Here is a 17,443-nt window from a genome sequence, read left to right as displayed (position 1 = left end):
AACAAGGAGTTATACCCAAGAGCAAACCACCCGTTGGACGGGTGATCATGATTTCGCGCGTTTCACGCACTCAACTTGGCTAAAGCCATAAAATAAAAAAACTCCTGTATAACCAGGAGTTAGTTATCGGATTGAAATGTTGACTCAAAAGAATCGTATAGGAAGATAGGTATCTTTAGTAATGTTCATTCTTTATTTCCGATACAACTCTTTAAGGATGTTTAATCCTTTTAATTGGCTATCTTCATCCTGCTGCAATAGCAGCGAATTAATTTCAAGTATGATCTCATTATCTTGTTTACTTAATGACATAAAGTCAAAGAAGTCGATGTTTAGCGCTATTGTAATTTTCTCGAGGGTTTGTACGGTGAAATTGCCTTCTCCTCTTTCCAGCCTGCCTATATAGCTAAACGAGGACCCGATTTTTTCGGCAAGCTCCTCTTGAGTTAAGTTCTGGTTTTTTCTTATTTCTCGTATAGCAATTCCCAATCTCTCTGCAACCGATTTATCCATATATGTATCGACTCCTCTTATATATGAAGTGTAGACAAAAGGTAGTTAATATTGGAGTCACTAAAAGTTCCATTATTTATTAATTATTGTCCTTAAAAGTTTCATGTGTGAAATTGTAAATATATTCTAGTATGGCGAGTGATTGCAAAAGGTATTCTTTTAGCAAAGTGAGTTATGTGTGCAATACTAACTTTAAGCATTAATTGACAGGTGTTGGACTCATTTATACTATTACTATAGAGTCATACTAAATTATAGATGTTCCGAACTCGGATATTCTTATTGGAGGTTGTTGAATTGATACATACAACCACGATACGATCAGAATTGGATTTTCACTTGAAAAAGACGGGATTAACTATAAATCAATTTTCGGAACTATCAAAAATAAACTCTGGGACGTTAAGCACTATTATTAAGGGTGTACGCCCTATTTCTATGCAGCAATTAGATCGAATGGTAGCGGCGATGGGACTTCCCGAAGGCAGCTTTTATGAGCTGTATGCGGATGAATGTTTTGCTTATCCGCTGAATTGGAGAAGACTAAAGCCGTTTTTGTACCGCTGTGCCGAACTGGATAAGCTGGAGTTAATTCAGAAGGTTGTTCGATTTATGACGGATAACCTAGCTTATGTGCCGATGCTTTTTGACACAGCAGAGGATTTGTTTCATCAGGGTAAAAATTCATCTGCCGCAATTATGTACGAATCAGTAGCTGAATGTGAGAAATATCAACATTCTGAACGGTTAGCTCTATGTCATTACCGATTGTTTACAATCTCGTTAGGTCATGATCAGGAAAAAAACCTTCGGGCAGCCACCAAATTTGAGGAATTTGTCGAACGTTTAGATGAAGTGGATCAGCTTGATGCACTAAAAGATTTGGCCAATGTATTCTGCTCTCTGCGCCATTGGAGTAAGGTTGAAATGTTGGCTAAAGAAATGGGGCGAAAGGCAAAAATTCAATATGCTTTTAAATATGAAGGCATTCGCTATCATCATGATAAAGAACCCCAAAAGCCATTGTTTCTATATATTATTTATTCATATTTGATGTGTTCAGCTGTCTGTGATGAGCGTGGCGATTATGAGCAGGCATTACGATATGTGGCGTTATATTCTGACTTGAGCTGGGTTAAAGAGGTCTCGGAAGAAGCACTTGCAATTAAGGATAATTTTAAAATGTGGGCTATAGCGAATACATATTTATATAAGGTAATGATGGGTGATTTTGAAATTATTGATGAATATGTGGAATTTATTGAAACGAAAGAAGATGAGATTCTGCCTGCGTTAACCAAGATTGTTCAAGCTGCTAATCGTTTTCAATTCAATATAGATCATGTTCTACTAAAGTTTGAAGATCATATTTTGTCATTAAATCAAAAGGACAACGGCACATATAATTATTTAGTAAGGGCAGAGCGATATGTGCGATTTCAGGCTGAATTGTCACGTTATTATTTTATAAAAGGAAGATATGATGAGGGAGCTAAATCTGCTTTGGATGGGCTTGCGTCCGCTATTGAAATTCGCAATGAAAACGCGACACTGCAATGTGTAAAATTATTTGAACAGTTCAGACATGGAGTATCTGATGCAGCTCAGCAACGATACAATGATTTATGGGAACAGTTGGAGTACCGTGGCCTTTACGGTTGGTAATTCCCATGAGGTAATTTGGTGGGTATAGTAGAGTCCTTGGACTAAAAGCACATAAATGGATGATAATAAAAACCAAGCATTCACAGGGTTTGCCCCTAAATGCTTGGTTTTTTTCTGTTCATTATTTCAGCGGCTTCTCCAACTGTTCTTGCACCCAGATAGGATCATATTCATGGGTCCAGGTTGCCCCGCCCACCTCAACAAAACACAACCCCAACCCAAAAAAACAAAGAGGCTGTCATGGCATAACTTCTATAATGGAGGTTATTAGACGGTTCTGGCCGATGGCCGGCCAGCGAGGAGGGCGTGTATGAAGCGGGACGAATACATGGATGGGGCAGGACTTATGCAGGAAAGGTCCAATGTTCTCGCAAGCAATAAGCTGGTAAATGATCATGATCGTAGCCGTCGGATAGACTGGTGGCGGGAAGCTCGCTTTGGGTTATTTGTACATTGGGGGCCTTATTCGATGCTGGGCGGGAAGTGGAACGGCCAACAGGTGGATGCGAATTATGCGGAGCATATCCAGCTCAGGGGGAAGATTCCGGTGGCCGAGTATGCGGAGGCAGCGGCCGGGATGAACCCGGAGGCTTTTGATGCGCATGAATGGGTAGCGCTGGCCAAGCGGTCCGGGGCAAAATATATGATCGTGACGGCCAAGCATCATGATGGGTTTGCGATGTACGATTCCAAGGTCAGCGAGTATTCGATTACTCGCCACGCTCATTTTCCAAGGGATCCGCTCAAGGAGCTGGCAGAGGTCTGCGAAGCGGAGGGGATTCGCCTTGGAATCTACTACTCCCATGCCATGGATTGGCATCATCCCGATTCGCAGGGGAACACGCTGGATTATCCGGGGAATATCGGCGCGTGGGATGTGCTGGAGGAATGGATCGACGATGACGATAAGCGGGAACGATTTGAGCGTTACCTTCACGAGAAAGCGCTTCCTCAAGTAGAGGAGCTGCTGACCGATTACGGTCCGATTGGTTTGATGTGGTTTGATTGCGGTCATAAGATCAGCGACGAACATGCCGTGTGGTTCCATGATCGGGTACGCCGGCTGCAGCCGGATTGCTTGATTAACAAGCGGCTGCGGGATGACCGGTTTGCGGATTACGGCAATCCGCATGATAACCAGCTCCGGTTCCATCCAGTGCAGTCGGACTGGGAATCGATTCATACGCTGAATGATTCCTGGGGGTTCCGTTATGACGATGACAACTGGAAGAGTCCGGATGAACTGATCGAACAGCTGCTCCGCGTGGCAGCTGCGAACGGCAATCTGGTACTGAATATCGGGCCGCTCGGAAGCGGAGCGATTGACGGTACGTCGAGACGCCTGCTAGAGACGGTGGGCGGCTTTTTGGAGCGGAACGGCGAAGCGATATACGGCACGAGCGGCAGTCCGATCGGTACGCCGCAGTGGGGTTATTGCACATGGAAGCCGGATGAGAATCTCTTGTACCTGCTGGTGAGAGAATGGCCGCAGGATGGTTTACTGGTACTGCCCGGTCTCGCTAGCGGAGTTCAATATGCGAGACCTATCGGAACGAAGACGAAGGAAGATAACTTGCCGATCCGGCGGGTTGGACCGTGGGACTGGCAGATTGATGTGCGTTCGGTATCTCAGGACGCTTATGCGACTGTGTTTGAGCTGAAGCTGAATGGGGAGCTGGAGAGCAACCAGACCCCTAGGTTTATAAATCATATGGCGAATACGTTCTGGGCTTATGATGGTGTTATCGAGGGCGATGGCCTGCGATACGATAATGGAAAACGTGGTCATGACGGCGTGACCAGTTGGACCACTCCTTCTGCGGCTGTTCAATGGACGTTTCGATCGGAGGAAGAGACGCCGATTCTCTGCCGGGTCATGGTCACTTATTCAGCAGGAGCCGATCAGGCCGGTGGACGGTTTGAATTGTCCCTGGATGAACGGAAGCACGCTTATACCGTTTGCGATACGGGTGGCGACGGATGCTGGAGAGAATTTGAAATGGGTCAACTGACCATTCTCTCGGCAGGCGTACACCGTCTTGAAGTACGGGGGCTATCGCTGGTATCGGATTCCTTAATGAATTTGCGCAAGGTTACGCTACTACCCGTGAAGAGGAGTGAGGATTCATGAACATCGTATTTGATCCTGCACCGGTTGCAGGAGGCTTTCGAATGCCGGGTTATTGGATATGGTGCGGCAGCGTCATCAAGGGTGAGGACGGACGGTACCATATGTTTGCTTCACGCTGGCCGAAATCCTTGCCCATGCATCCCGGCTGGCTTGCGGCCTCGGAGATCGTCCGTGCGGTCTCCGACCATCCTGCCGGACCGTATGTATACGAGGAGACGGTGCTCGGGGCTAGATCGCCGGCCTATTGGGACGGATGCAGCGTGCACAATCCGCATATCGTGAAGGTGGACGGCACGTACGTGCTTTATTATATGGGCACGACGTTCCCGTTCCGGCTGCCTGACGAAGAGGAGGCGCTGCTGCCGAATGATCCGCTGGCCGCAGTTGCCAGGGCCAACAAACGGATCGGAGTGGCGACTGCCCCTTCCGTAACCGGTCCGTGGGCTCGAAGGGATCATCCGGTTCTGCTGCCGCGTCCGAATCATTTTGACAGCTTCTTGGTATCTAATCCGGCCCCCTGTGTTCATGAGGACGGTTCGGTGAAGCTTATCTATAAATCTCGTCCCTATGAAGGGCATTCCTATGGCAACATGCAGTTGGGCTTGGCCTGCTCGGAATCGGTTTACGGGCCTTACGTTCGTCAGCCTGAACCGCTGTTCAATCCAGCCATTCATATTGAAGATCCCTTCGTTTGGCGCACGGCTCGCGGGTACGAGATGATGGCCAAGGACATGGACGGCTCCATCTGTGGGGAGCGCTATAGTGGAGTCCATGCTTGGTCGGCGAACGGGGAACAGTGGAAGATGACAACCAAACCAGGGGAACCCGTATACTCTCGCAGAGTACGGTGGGACGATGGAACGGAACGGTTGATGGGCAACCTGGAACGGCCGTTTTTGCTCATGGAGGACGGTCGTCCGGCCTGGATGTTTGCCGCGACTTCGGACGGGAGCCGCGGGTTTTACGATTGTACGGAGACCTGGAATATGGCGATTCCGATTCGGGAGATCGTGGAGAACGATAAGTAGTTGTTATCCGTATCCGATACGGAGCATCACATAAAAAGAACCTGAAGCGTGTTCTTGTATCTCATGATGCGCTATTTAGGGGGGAATTATAAACTTAAATATATAGGCGCGATCCATATTGTTGGGGAAGCCCCGATCATTGGAAGCATGCGCGGTGCAGCGGCCATGCCCGTGTACGGCTGCGAGTACACCCCTTGCAAGCCCTACTGCTTAACATGGTGGATTTAGACATAGACCATGTTAAGCAGCAGGGCTTTTTTCTCTATTTCCGCCCCGCTACCCGCGATCTCCTAACACAATCGTAAAAAAACACATCGACAAACAAATGCCGCCATTGTTGGTATGGACCTCCGCTTATACGATGAATACGAAGGAAAACTTACAACGGGAGGTCCTTATGACGAACATCAACCCAAGCACGCGGCTAACACCGTCAGCGCGGAGCCGGGAATGGTTATCCAGCTTTCGCAAGTATAAGGCGATATACCTCATCTCGATTCCGGGCATCCTCTATTTTTTGGTATTTAAATATGTCCCTTTATTCGGCAGCGCCATGGCATTTCAGGAGTACAACTTATTCAAAGGCATATGGGAAAGCCCATGGGTGGGGCTGGATCAGTTCTACCGAATGTTTCAGTACGAGGAGTTTCTGCGGATCTTCTGGAACACCCTGCTGATCGGGATGTACAGCATTGTATTTGCGTTTCCGGTACCGATCCTTCTGGCCTTGCTGTTAAACGAGATTCGTCTTGTCCTGTACAAACGGGTGCTGCAGACGGTCATTTACATGCCCCACTTTCTGTCTTGGGTCATTATCGGGGGGATTGCGGTAGGCATTCTGTCTCCGACCACGGGGATCATTAATCAGATTCTGATGTGGGTGGGACTTGAACCGATTTACTTCCTTGGCGAGGAAAGCTATATTCGCAGCATTCTGATCGGATCCGGCATTTGGAAGGAAGCAGGCTGGGGAACGATTATTTATTTGGCGGCGCTGGCCGGGATCAACCCGGATCTGTATGAAGCTGCACGCGTAGACGGTGCGAACCGGTGGCGTCAGACCTTGGCGATTACGATTCCGTCGATTCTCCCCACGATTATGATTCTGTTCCTGCTGAACATCGGCAATTTCCTCGATTTCGGGTTTGAGCGCGTGTTTGTGTTCCTGAATGCCTTGAACGAGAATAAGGGCGACATTCTGGATACGTATATCTACCGCGTCGGTCTGCTCGGACAGCAGTACAGCTATACCACGGCCATCGGGCTGTTCAAATCTCTCATCGGGCTGCTGCTCATTGTGGGCGGAAACGCCATAAGCCGTAAAACGACCGGAAATTCCTTATACTAGGCAGGTGACCGAAAACATGATAAAACGATCAAAAGGCGAGTCTGTATTCGAAGTTTTCAACTATATCTTTCTGGCGGTTGTGTCGGCTGCCATGATATTCCCAATCCTGCACGTTGCGGCGCAATCGCTCAGCAGCGATGTGGCCATTTCGCGGGGAGACGTCGGCCTGTGGCCGGTTGAGTTCACGCTCTCCAACTACGCGATTGTCTTGAACGATACTTCCGTATGGCGCTCCTTTATGATCAGCGTATTCGTGACTGTCGTAGGGACCGGGATCAATCTGATCGCAACGGCCTCGCTGGCCTATCCGCTGTCACGCAATGAATATCGGGGACGAAAAGTCATCCTTATGCTCGTGCTGGTTACTTTTATTTTCAGTGCGCCCCTGATTCCGAATTATCTGCTCATTAAATCGCTGAACATGCTGGATACGGTATGGGCCCTGATCATTCCGGGCGCGATCAGCGCGTACAACCTGTTCATCATGCGCTCGTTCTTCATGAATCTGCCGAACGAAATTATTGATTCGGCCCGGATCGACGGGTGCGGGGAGCTGCGGATCATATCGAGCATCGTGCTGCCTTTGTCCAAGCCGGTCATGGCGACGATGGGGTTGTTTTACGCCGTTGCGCATTGGAATTCGTACTCGTCGGCTCTATACTATATCAATAGCCGTCAGCTGTTTCCGCTCCAGGTTCGTCTGAGAGAGATCGTCATAACCGATCAGATGGGAGAGATGGACACCACGTTTGAAAATCTGGCGAATATGTCCCCGGAGGGCATCAAGATGGCCACGATTGTGATCGCTACGCTGCCGATCATCCTGGTCTACCCGTTCCTGCAGAAATATTTTATTAAGGGCATGCTCATCGGTTCGATCAAATCTTGATCGTAAAAGAACACAATCCCATAATAAGAACGCCAATACTGCATATGAGGGTTATGAGCTACGATGAAATGGATTAAACGAAAGCGCTTACCTCATGAATGAGCCACTTGTCTATTTTTTCGTGAAAAAGGGGAGAGGTTGATGAAAAAAAGTTGGACGGTCTTACTGATCAGCGTCATGATGATGTCACTGCTCGCGGGGTGTGGGGGAAAAGCGGAAGAGGGAGCTGTCAGTAGTCCCAAGCCGGAAGAAACGAAGCAAGGCACAGACTCCAGCAAGCTGGCCTTCTCGATTTCTTTTTCCACGGGCGGCAACACCTACATCGAATCGTCACCCGATATCAATAAGGACAAATGGGTGCTGAAGCTGGAGGAGATGACGAACACGGATCTCGATATCCGCTTGATGTCCCACAAGGAATTTGATCAGAAGATGAGTCTGATGTTTGCAGGCAACGAAATCCCGGACGTTGTGGGAAATATGCGGGGAGGTCCAACAACAGGGTCCATGTCAGGCTCGGTGGAAGCCGGGGTGTTCATGCCGCTGGATGACCTCCTTAAGGAGCATGCTCCGAACTTGATGAAAATGGTCACTCCGGCAGCGTGGGAGGAAGTATCCTATAACGGCAAAATCTACGGCATCCCGGCCTGGCTGGAAAATCCGTCCCGCCGTGCCACATTCATTCGCACGGATCTCATGGAGAAGGCCGGCATCAAGGAAGCGCCTAAAACCGTGGAAGAGTACCTGGATATGCTGCGTGCCTTTAAGAAGCTGGGTGTAGAGCACCCATACCAGTACCGTGAGGGCTTTAAATATGCGGATACTTTCCTTGGGGCATACGATGTGCTGCCGTTCCAGTTCATGGAGCTAGATGGGGAGGTCGTACCGAAGTTCTTCGATGTCGAGAACATGACCAAGGCACTTCAGACGTATAAGACGATGTACGATGAGGGCCTAATCCCGAAGGATTTCGCCTCGCTCTCCCAGGAGGATTACGGACGCAATATCAATGCCGGCAAATCCGGGATGTGGGCGTCCAACGGCGAGGGACTGATCGGGTTCCGCACCAAGCTGAAGGAAGTGGATCCTTCGATGAAGGTGGATATTTACCCGTCCCCGACCGGACCGGACGGCAAGGGCGGGCTCGGCTTATACAGCTCGGTATCGACCACGTATTATATCAATAACAAGGTTGGTAAGGAGAAAGCCATCGAAATCATTAAATTCCTGGATTGGATGCTGACGGAGGAAGCCGATATGTTCTTCTCCTTCGGGATTGAGGGCGAGAATTACACGATGGAGAACGGGAATGTCAACTATAAGTGGCCTGTGACCAAACAAGAGGTCGATGAGGCGGGTTTCCGGGCCAACCAGCTGTGGTTCGTTCATGAGCTGACTTACAACAAGAAGCAGACGGCCCTTACCGAGGATGGTCAGGACGTGATCAAGGCGTTCAGCGATGTGCTGAGCAATGAAGGCCGCGGCGGCATTACGTTCATGGCCAATCTGAACAGCTTCTCCAAGTTCCCGGATTTGGCTTCGACCGGTGATACGGGACCTAAATTCATCCTGGACAGCATGGTGAAGATGATTTACGGCAAACAGCCGATCTCCGATTGGCCGAAGGTGCTGGAGGAATACCGGGCCAAGGGCGGGGATGAGATCATCAAGGAAGCGACGGAGCGCTGGAAGAACAAAGAGAATGTGGTAGACCGTACGAGATAACATCCAAGATAGGAAGCAGGACATCTCCTGTTTGCCCCTTAAATCGTGTACAATAAATCCAATATGTAAGCGTTTAAACAAAAATGAGCGAAGGATGAAAAATCAAGGTATCCGCCGGTATTACCATCACAGGTATCCGCCGCGGATACCTTATTGTTCCATTCGATGTTTGCCTCATACTTATTCTTCTACATACAGGAGGCTAAAATGATATGCGGTTGCTTATTGCTGACGACGAACCTGTAATCCGAAGAGGGCTGGTCAAGATGGCGGAGACCTACCGTCTGCAGTTTGATGCCATCGACACGGCCGTGAATGGTGAGCATGCGCTCTCTCTGATCAAGGAATTCGAGCCGGATGTACTGCTGACCGATATCCGCATGCCACGTATGGGCGGGTTGGAGCTGTGTCAGGAGCTTCATGAGCAGTACGGGCACATTCAAATAATCGTTATATCGGGTTATGGCGAATTCCAATATGCGCAGCAATGTCTGGCTTACGGGGTTAAGCATTATCTGCTAAAGCCGGTCACTGGCGTAGTGCTGCACCAAACGTTTGACGCGATTGTCAAACACCGCAATAAAGGTATTGTATCGCTGGCTTCCTATGTCGATTGGATTGAAAATATCGGGCAGGAGATCTGGATGCTGCAGACTGAACAGCTCGATCGGCTGTTGCTCGATTGGAGGGCGCATCTGCAGGCGGCGGGACTCAGTGTTCCACAGCTTCAGCAGCTGCTGGATGATGCGGTGGGCATGATTTTCCGACGTCTCGTCTCGAAGGGGTACATGGAGGTTTCGGTAATTGAACCCATCGGTCACCACACGGTACAGGAGCAGCTGTTGAATGAGTTCGAGCTGAGGGTCAAGCAGATGACCGCCGATCTGGTAACGCAGCGGTGGGGGAATTTCAAGAACCCGCTGGATGAAGTGAAATCGTATATCGACACGCATCTGTCCGAGGAGATCACCCTTGAGGAAGTGGCGGAGATGGCTGGTTATACGCCGACGTATTTTAGCGCGATGTTTAAGAAGATGACGGGCGATACCTTTGTAAGGTACCGGATTCACCGGCGAATGGAGCGGGCGAAGGAACTGCTGGCCCTCCCTCATATGCGGATCATCGACGTGGCGGCTAATGTCGGTTACGAGGATTATCCCCATTTTACGAAAATGTTCAAGAAGGTAACGGGACATACGCCGACGGAATATCGGACGATGCTGGGCTTTAACGGATGAAAAATAAACTGTACCGCAAGCTGTTTCTGTACTTTGTATCCATCATTGTGCTGACTACCTTGTTGATCGGCATCGTTACCTACACGCGCTCATCAGCCGAGCTGGACCGCCAGCTGGACCGGCATATGTCGCAAATCGTACAGAATGCCTTGAACCATACCGATCTGTACATTAAATCCTACGACCGCACGATGATCTCCTTATTGACCAACCGGGAATTGAAGAAATTCGTGGATTTGCCTAACCCGGCGGACCATTACGAGTACTATCAAATTAGCTCGACGATCAAGGATACGGTATTCCGTCCCCTCATGGATCGGGGGCCCGAGCTGCTGACCATGTATCTCCTGTCTTACAACGGAAATGCCACATACAGCTTCGGCTCTGATTTTACGGCCCCGGTATTCAGTGCAGAGGAGAAGGCGAAGCAGCTGACGGATCTCCGCAATACGACGAAGGATGAAAGCGGTCTCATGATTCATACGGAGAGCATTATACCAGGACGCAGCGGCAGCGTGGTACGCATGACGAGACTGATCAAGGGTCTATCCTCCACAGCGGAAAAAGGCGTGCTCGCCATGGAAGTGCGTTCCCAGGAGTTATCCTCCCTCTGGAAGGGAATTGATCTTGGCGAACGCGGATACTTCTATATCGCGGATGCCAGCGGCCAAGTAGTCTACCAGCCTGAGGGACTGGTGCATAACGCCTCGTCTCCGGCCGAGGACCCGAAGCTGACTGCCGCCATTATGGGCGCAGACGAGGAATCCTTCAAATATACGACGGCCGATGGAGAGCAGAGGGTGTTTATGACGCGGATGTCTCCCTATTCCGGATGGCGTCTGGTGGCTTCGATGCCGCTCGAGGAGTGGCGCAAACCGATTGCCAATATCCGCTCTACGGTCTGGACGATCGGCTTGGTCAGTCTCGTTGCTGCTTGTCTGCTTGCTTACCGTTTCACCCGATCCATTACCCAGCCGATTCAGACGATTATCCGCGGGATGAGGGAGACGGAGCAGGGCCGATGGATTCCCCTGGAGCTTCCTAAACGGCAGGACGAGCTGACGGAAATGATGCAGCGGTACAATCTGATGGTGACCCGGCTGTCGGAATTGATCGAGCGGGTATATGAGACCGAGCTGCAGCAGCAGAAGACGATTATTGAAAGGCAGAATGCCGAGTTTCAGGCCCTTCAGCTGCAGATCAATCCGCATTTCATGTACAACACGCTGGAGACCATCGTGTGTTATGCCGAGGTTGAAGGCTCCTCCGAAATCACCGAGATGGTGTCATCCCTTGGCTTCATGATGCGATATTCTTTGCTGACGTCGCTGGAGGAGATTACGGTCGCGAATGAGCTGAATCATGTGCTGAACTACATGACCATCATGAAGCACCGCCACGATCTGGAGTTTGATCTTAGGGTCGAGGTTCCTCATGAGCTGCTCCTGTACAAAATGGTGCGGTTGACGCTCCAGCCTTTAATCGAAAATGCATTTCAGCATGCTTTTCCGGACGGCATTGAAGCCTCGCAGCACATCATCATCTCTGCCGGTTGCAGCGATGATGTTTTCTGGGTCAGCGTGACGGACAACGGCATCGGCATGACCGATGAACAGCTGCGCGAGGTTGCGGCTCGGCTGTCCTACGAGTACAACCACGTGAATCATGTGCCTGAATCCTCTCTGAACCTCAGTGGTACCGGAGGCATCGGCCTGCTGAATGTGCATCGGCGGATTCAGTTGGTATTCGGCGAGACCTACGGACTCCGTGTAACCTCGGCAGGCGAGGGAACGGGAACCACTATCCGCATGGTCATGCCACGTCCGCCGCGGGCATAATGCAAGGCCTGCTTCCGGATTGGAGGTCAGGCCTTACATTTGTGTAGACATGTGAAAGGTTAACCTTCGGAGACTTATCCTCTCCAAGAATGATTGGCTTTACTTGTTCTCCGCTTGCGGCGTGAGATGGATGGAAACGCCGCCGTACACCTTGAGACGTATCTTGATGGTATCCTTGGCGCAGCACGTTTCCGTATGGACCTCAATGGGAGGAAGAATGGAACGATATCGATATTCGTCCGCTTCCGCCTGTTCCTGATAGATCACGGCTTGGTACGCTTGGTTATCTTCTAGGAAATCCAGCGGAATCTGGACGTCTCGACCTCCCGCGGCGCAGATCGATGCGACAAACCATTCCTCGCCAGAGCGTCTTGCCATCGTAACGAACCGGCCCGGATAACCTTCCAGCAGCCGAATCTCATCCCAGACGGTTGGAACGTTGGCCAAAAGCGGTTTGCCGGGATGATCCGCGAAGACCGAGATCGCATCCGCATAATGCTGGATGCCGGATTCGAAGAGGATGGCCAGGGCCAGCTGCTGCCCTTGGGTCGTCGTGGTCCGCCTGCTGAACGTGACCGGCGTAAAATCCATAGAGCCGATCACATTCCTCGTGAACGGCAGCGTACAGAGATGAACTGCGTTAGGCCCTTCACTCTGCGCCCGGTAGTATTCCGCACCGTAAACGCCTTCTCTTGTCATCACGTGAGGCCAAGTCCGATGCTCACCGCTTGGTTTGGTCGATCCATGGAAATTGACCATCAGCCGATGCCTGCCAGCGGATTCGGCAATGGCATCATAGACCTGGAGCGTCTCCTGGTTGTCGCTGTCGAAGAAATCGACCTTGATGCCAACGGCGCCCCAGGATGCCCACAGGCGCAATTTCTCTTCACGGAGCTCCTTCGTATTCAGCCCTTTATAATGCGTCCACAGCCAGATGCCGACGCCACGCTGTTTCGCGTAAGCGATGAGCTGCGGCACGTCCAGCTTGCCTTCCCATCCGCCGTCCACGACGCTGTATTCCCATCCCATCTCGGCGGCAAAATCCACATGCTGTCGTTGAATATTCATATCGCCGCAGGAATCGCCTTCCGCGTACCAGGACCAGGCTGCTCGGCCCGGGGAGATCCAAGAGATATCTTGCAGCACGGACGGGGGGCATAGGTGAGTCGTTACCGAAGACGAGACCAGCTCCCCGAGCGATCCGATGATCATAACACGCCAGGGAGTCGAGAGTGGAAGCTGCGCAGCAATCGGCGTTTCCTGATCCGTGGCGTACGAGATGCGGAGCTTCCTGCCATCTTGCTCATCCGCTGCGAGATGACTGGCGCCATAACCGCCATCCACGGCAGCTTCTGTCAGCAGCAGCCATTGATCCTCTGCCGATTGGACCAGCAGCGGGAAACCGAAATGCCTTCCCCGAAGATGCCCCGGCATGGCATGGTCATAGGTTCGTTCATAACACCGCATGAACGGCTGCGCCCAAACGTTGAGCATCCGGTCTTCCGGAAGATGGAATCCGGAGAGCTCGTTCTCGATGCGAATATCTCCTTCTCCGTGCAGCTCATACCGGTATGCAACGCCGTCTTGAAAAGCACGGAAACGAATCTTCACCTGATGATTCTCCACCGAAGTCAGCAGCAACATCTCGCTTGCTTCGTAAGACTGCGATTTTTGCTTGCCGGTCACAAGCTCGTAATGCTCCGTGATCGTGTTGTGCTCAACCCCTTGAATGATGCCTCGCTGAAATTTGTATTTGTCGGTTACCAGTCCGAGCGGTGACTTCTCGAGAACCCGGAATTGCTTGTTCATAACCGTATAAAAGAGAGGGCCGTTATGTTCTTGTTCCAGTGTGATCTGCAGATTCCCGTCAGGCGAATGAAGCTGTGCGTGAAAGGGGGCTGACGGAGGCCGGGATAACTCATGATCCATAAACGAAATACCTTCCTTGTCGCTGCAAGAATGTCGTATCCATTGCAGTTTCATTGTAACGGATACAGCGAAGCCTTAGCATACGGCTCCGTTCGCTCCGGGTTGTGTTTTCTTACGTTGTGTTACTCCATAAAAAAACACGGCCATTCCGCAAGTTACGGCATGGTCTGGCGGGCAGTCGCCGTTTTATCATGGAAGCATCATCAAAAGGTGTTTGAAAGGAGGGAATCATGTAATCGCGGGTGGATCGTAATCACTACATATGACAAAGGATGGGTGATGATTGATGAGACAGGTACGCAAGCGTAACAGGCAGGCAAGAAGAGGAAGTTTCATACTGCTGCTGGGTATTCTTCTGTTTTCGTTCGGCAATCCGCCAATACAGGGGGAAACGGCTGTTCCGGATGCCATGGAGCGGGTCAACCTGGCTTTGAATAAGCAGGCGACGGCTAGTTCCGAGATCAGCGGGCGTGAAGCTGTGAAGGCCATTGACGGTAGTCGTGATACCTACTGGCAGCCGGCGAGCACAGACCGTGAGGACATGAGTGTATACATACAGGTGGATCTGGGAAGCGAGCAGTCCTTGAACCAGGTCGTCCTGGATTTAAACCGGGGAGATAATCTGGGAAGTATCGAGGTGGATTACTCCCGCGACGGTGAGTCCTGGACCAGAGCCTACACGAAGAACGGGGGTATACGAGCGGACGGTCAGGAATCGATCACCTTTGATTCCGTAAGCGCTTCCCAAATTCGGGTATCGCTGCAGCTAAGCCGAAATCTCAATGTTCAGCTTAAGGAGTTGGAGCTTTATATGCAGGATGGAGATCAAGGGACTCCGTCCGATGTAACGGAGATGGCCTTCGTGAAGCCGGATGGAACCCCTTATAACAACAATGAGGAACTGACCTTGGACATTGGAGGCACATCTGCCGTGGAGGCGCGCGGCAAACGCGGGAACGGGGAATGGATATCGCTGCCTCAAGGCCAGGTTCAATATCATGTAGTGGGAACCAGCGCGGCGGTTACTTCCGAAGGCACGGTAACCGGTGTCAAGGTAGGAGCCACCCGGATGTATGCGGAAACCAGCATCAACGGCCAAGCGATGCGTACGCCGGATTTCTGGATTGTGGTGAAGGACGACCAGGAATTCCAGGATGCGAAATACATTGCATTCAGTTCGTTCACGCATCCGTCATTGGTCCAAAAGATTGGCGAGGCGGCGATCTTGGGGGAGGGCAAGGAACTGCCAGTTGTAACGATCGCTCCGAATTTGGATGGAACCGTATCCGCCAGATGGTTCAAGGACGGTCAATCCAGAGGCTCGCTGGGCACGAAGGCGCTGCAGGCAGGGGTAACGCAATCGTTAACGCTTCCGGTTGGGATGAAGGTACCGGGCACGTACGAGGTGCGGATGACTTTCCAAGCCGCTGACGGGGAAACGTACTACGATAGCTTGTTTTATACCGTCATGCCCAAGAAGGGAATTCCTGATGGCCAGAGCCAAATCGCCTATACCGGAAAAGACGGAAGGATGGTGTACGTTCCCGATTATAAGGGGAACCGGATCATCGATTTCTCAAACGTTGGTTATAGGGGTGGTGGTGTGAAACTGCCCGACGTTCAGGCGAGGATAGCCGTACAGCCGACCGGCGGGGATGATACGGCGATGCTGCAGGCAGCGATTGATGAGGTGTCCCGGATGCCGCGTGACGCGGATGGTTTCCGGGGGGCGGTGCTGCTGAAGAAGGGCACATATTTGGTCGGCGGTTCCCTGAACATTCAGGCCAGCGGGGTCGTGCTCCGGGGTGAAGGCAAGAGCGAGGACGGCACCATCATCCGCGGCACGGGAACAACGGCGAGAAATTTGATTGTCGTGGGCGGAACGAATGGTGCGGCGATTGTTGACGGGACGGAGACGGACATCCAGGATCTGTACGTTCCGGCAGGATCGCGATCATTCCATGTGCAGAATGCCTCCGGTTATCAGGTGGGCGATTCTGTCATTGTACGAAGAATCGGCAATGACCGCTGGATTCATGAGATCGGCATGGACCATATCTACATGCGGCCAGGGACCGGGGGAACGCAGCAGTGGTCCCCGTTCAATCTGGATTTTGACCGCGTCATTACGGCCATTGACGGCAACCGGATTACGGTGGATGCTCCATTAGCGAATGCCATTGAACGTCAATGGGGCGGAGGCAAGCTGTTCAAGGCGACGGATGAGTCTCGAATCGAACAGGTTGGGATTGAGAACATGCGAGCCATATCCGATTTTGATCCGAGCAAGACCGATACCAAGATGGATAACGATGTTCTGGATACCCCGTATTATTCCGATGAGGCACATGCGGAACGATTCATTATGATGAATAGCGTGAAGAATGCCTGGGTGCGCGAGGTGGACGGCTACCATTTCTCCTACGCCTTGGTGCAGGTAGGACGGCAGGCCAAGTGGGTCACCGTGCAGGACAGCGAAATGTACGATATGGTCAGCGTGATTACCGGCGGTCGTCGTTACAGCTTTTTCATCCAGGGGCAACTAAATCTGGTACAGCGCAATTATGCTGAAACTTCACGTCATGCTTATGTTATTGAGAGCCGCGTACAAGGACCGAATGTCATGTACGACAATAAGGCCACTCGCGAATACAATACAAGCGAGCCGCACCATCGCTGGTCCACTGGCGGCCTGTACGACAATGTTAGTGCGCGTATCAGCGTCCGCGACCGCGGCTGGCTGGGCAGCGGACATGGCTGGGCGGGAGCGAATTACGTCATGTGGAATACCGAAGGCGGGCTGGTTGCGCAGAAACCCCCAACGGCACAGAACTATGTCATCGGCCATATCCCGACCGAAGACGGTCTGAATGTGAAACCGCTCGTTCCGAATGATTATGATTCAAGACCGCGCGAGGACGGCTATTGGGAATACGCTGACCGGCATGTCGCGCTCCAGAGCTTATTCGTCCAGCAGTTGAAGGATCGCCTGGGGCAGCAAGCAGTGGATAATTTGGCACGTACGCCTGTGGGCGGTGGTTCGATAGATATACCAGAGCAGCCATAATTATATAGAGCGAACAGGGGATTATCAGGGGAAACGCTGATCATCCCCTTCTTCGTGAAGAAGGAGACGTTT

Annotated in this window: 11 protein-coding genes; 9 read left to right on the top strand and 2 right to left on the bottom strand. The window is 51.3% G+C overall.

The window, feature by feature from the left end; genetic code table 11:
* Positions 1-192: 192 nt before the first annotated feature.
* A complete protein-coding gene (locus tag M4D81_RS15280; protein WP_260067122.1) occupies positions 193-513 on the bottom strand; it encodes a helix-turn-helix domain-containing protein in 321 nt (106 codons plus the stop codon).
* A gap of 297 nt (positions 514-810) precedes the next feature.
* On the opposite strand from M4D81_RS15280, the gene M4D81_RS15275 reads away from it, so the two are divergent.
* The 8 genes from M4D81_RS15275 to M4D81_RS15240 all read left to right on the top strand — a co-directional run bounded on the left by M4D81_RS15275 (position 811) and on the right by M4D81_RS15240 (position 12,375).
* Positions 811-2,178 (top strand): helix-turn-helix domain-containing protein, encoded by a 1,368-nt coding sequence (locus tag M4D81_RS15275; RefSeq protein ID WP_260067121.1) that lies wholly within the window; start codon positions 811-813, stop codon positions 2,176-2,178.
* A gap of 310 nt (positions 2,179-2,488) precedes the next feature.
* A complete protein-coding gene (locus tag M4D81_RS15270; RefSeq protein WP_260067120.1) occupies positions 2,489-4,309 on the top strand; it encodes an alpha-L-fucosidase in 1,821 nt (606 codons plus the stop codon).
* A complete protein-coding gene (locus M4D81_RS15265) occupies positions 4,306-5,337 on the top strand; it encodes a glycoside hydrolase family protein (protein WP_260067119.1) in 1,032 nt (343 codons plus the stop codon). Before M4D81_RS15270 ends, M4D81_RS15265 begins: the two co-directional genes overlap by 4 nt.
* Positions 5,338-5,734: 397 nt before the next feature.
* Positions 5,735-6,685 (top strand): ABC transporter permease, encoded by a 951-nt coding sequence (locus M4D81_RS15260; RefSeq protein WP_260067118.1) that lies wholly within the window; start codon positions 5,735-5,737, stop codon positions 6,683-6,685.
* 16 nt (positions 6,686-6,701) lie between these two features.
* Positions 6,702-7,574, top strand: coding sequence for a carbohydrate ABC transporter permease (locus M4D81_RS15255; protein ID WP_071221297.1), 873 nt, complete (start codon positions 6,702-6,704; stop codon positions 7,572-7,574).
* 141 nt (positions 7,575-7,715) lie between these two features.
* On the top strand, positions 7,716-9,299 hold the full coding sequence (locus M4D81_RS15250; protein WP_260067117.1) for an extracellular solute-binding protein: 1,584 nt from the start codon (positions 7,716-7,718) through the stop codon (positions 9,297-9,299).
* Between the two features lie 212 nt (positions 9,300-9,511).
* A complete protein-coding gene (locus M4D81_RS15245; protein WP_071221295.1) occupies positions 9,512-10,537 on the top strand; it encodes a response regulator transcription factor in 1,026 nt (341 codons plus the stop codon).
* Positions 10,534-12,375: a cache domain-containing sensor histidine kinase gene (locus M4D81_RS15240; protein ID WP_260067116.1), complete on the top strand. Its 1,842-nt coding sequence runs from the start codon at positions 10,534-10,536 to the stop codon at positions 12,373-12,375. The genes M4D81_RS15245 and M4D81_RS15240 overlap by 4 nt, the downstream gene beginning before the upstream one ends.
* A 99-nt stretch (positions 12,376-12,474) precedes the next feature.
* Here the strand turns inward: M4D81_RS15240 and M4D81_RS15235 are convergent, their stop codons facing one another.
* Positions 12,475-14,304, bottom strand: a complete 1,830-nt coding sequence (locus M4D81_RS15235; RefSeq protein ID WP_260067115.1) for a glycoside hydrolase family 97 protein — start codon at positions 14,302-14,304, stop codon at positions 12,475-12,477.
* Positions 14,305-14,590: 286 nt separating this feature from the next.
* Here M4D81_RS15235 and M4D81_RS15230 point away from each other — a divergent pair, with 286 nt between their 5' ends.
* Positions 14,591-17,371: a discoidin domain-containing protein gene (locus M4D81_RS15230; protein WP_260067139.1), complete on the top strand. Its 2,781-nt coding sequence runs from the start codon at positions 14,591-14,593 to the stop codon at positions 17,369-17,371.
* Positions 17,372-17,443 lie beyond the last annotated feature (72 nt).

Origin of the sequence: Paenibacillus sp. p3-SID867 (assembly GCF_025142895.1) — a bacterium.
Taxonomy (GTDB): domain Bacteria; phylum Bacillota; class Bacilli; order Paenibacillales; family Paenibacillaceae; genus Paenibacillus_AQ.
Note: the sequence above shows the minus strand (reverse complement) of the source record. Positions and strands in the feature narration are given on the sequence as shown.

Bases quoted from the DNA above. Each gene is read 5' to 3' on its own strand.
- M4D81_RS15280 (WP_260067122.1), bottom strand. From the start codon at position 513: ATGGATAAATCGGTTGCAGAGAGATTGGGAATTGCTATACGAGAAATA.
- M4D81_RS15270 (WP_260067120.1), top strand. From the start codon at position 2,489: ATGAAGCGGGACGAATACATGGATGGGGCAGGACTTATGCAGGAAAGG.
- M4D81_RS15265 (WP_260067119.1), top strand. From the start codon at position 4,306: ATGAACATCGTATTTGATCCTGCACCGGTTGCAGGAGGCTTTCGAATG.
- M4D81_RS15260 (WP_260067118.1), top strand. From the start codon at position 5,735: ATGACGAACATCAACCCAAGCACGCGGCTAACACCGTCAGCGCGGAGC.
- M4D81_RS15255 (WP_071221297.1), top strand. From the start codon at position 6,702: ATGATAAAACGATCAAAAGGCGAGTCTGTATTCGAAGTTTTCAACTAT.
- M4D81_RS15250 (WP_260067117.1), top strand. From the start codon at position 7,716: ATGAAAAAAAGTTGGACGGTCTTACTGATCAGCGTCATGATGATGTCA.
- M4D81_RS15245 (WP_071221295.1), top strand. From the start codon at position 9,512: ATGCGGTTGCTTATTGCTGACGACGAACCTGTAATCCGAAGAGGGCTG.
- M4D81_RS15240 (WP_260067116.1), top strand. From the start codon at position 10,534: ATGAAAAATAAACTGTACCGCAAGCTGTTTCTGTACTTTGTATCCATC.
- M4D81_RS15235 (WP_260067115.1), bottom strand. From the start codon at position 14,304: ATGGATCATGAGTTATCCCGGCCTCCGTCAGCCCCCTTTCACGCACAG.
- M4D81_RS15230 (WP_260067139.1), top strand. From the start codon at position 14,591: ATGAGACAGGTACGCAAGCGTAACAGGCAGGCAAGAAGAGGAAGTTTC.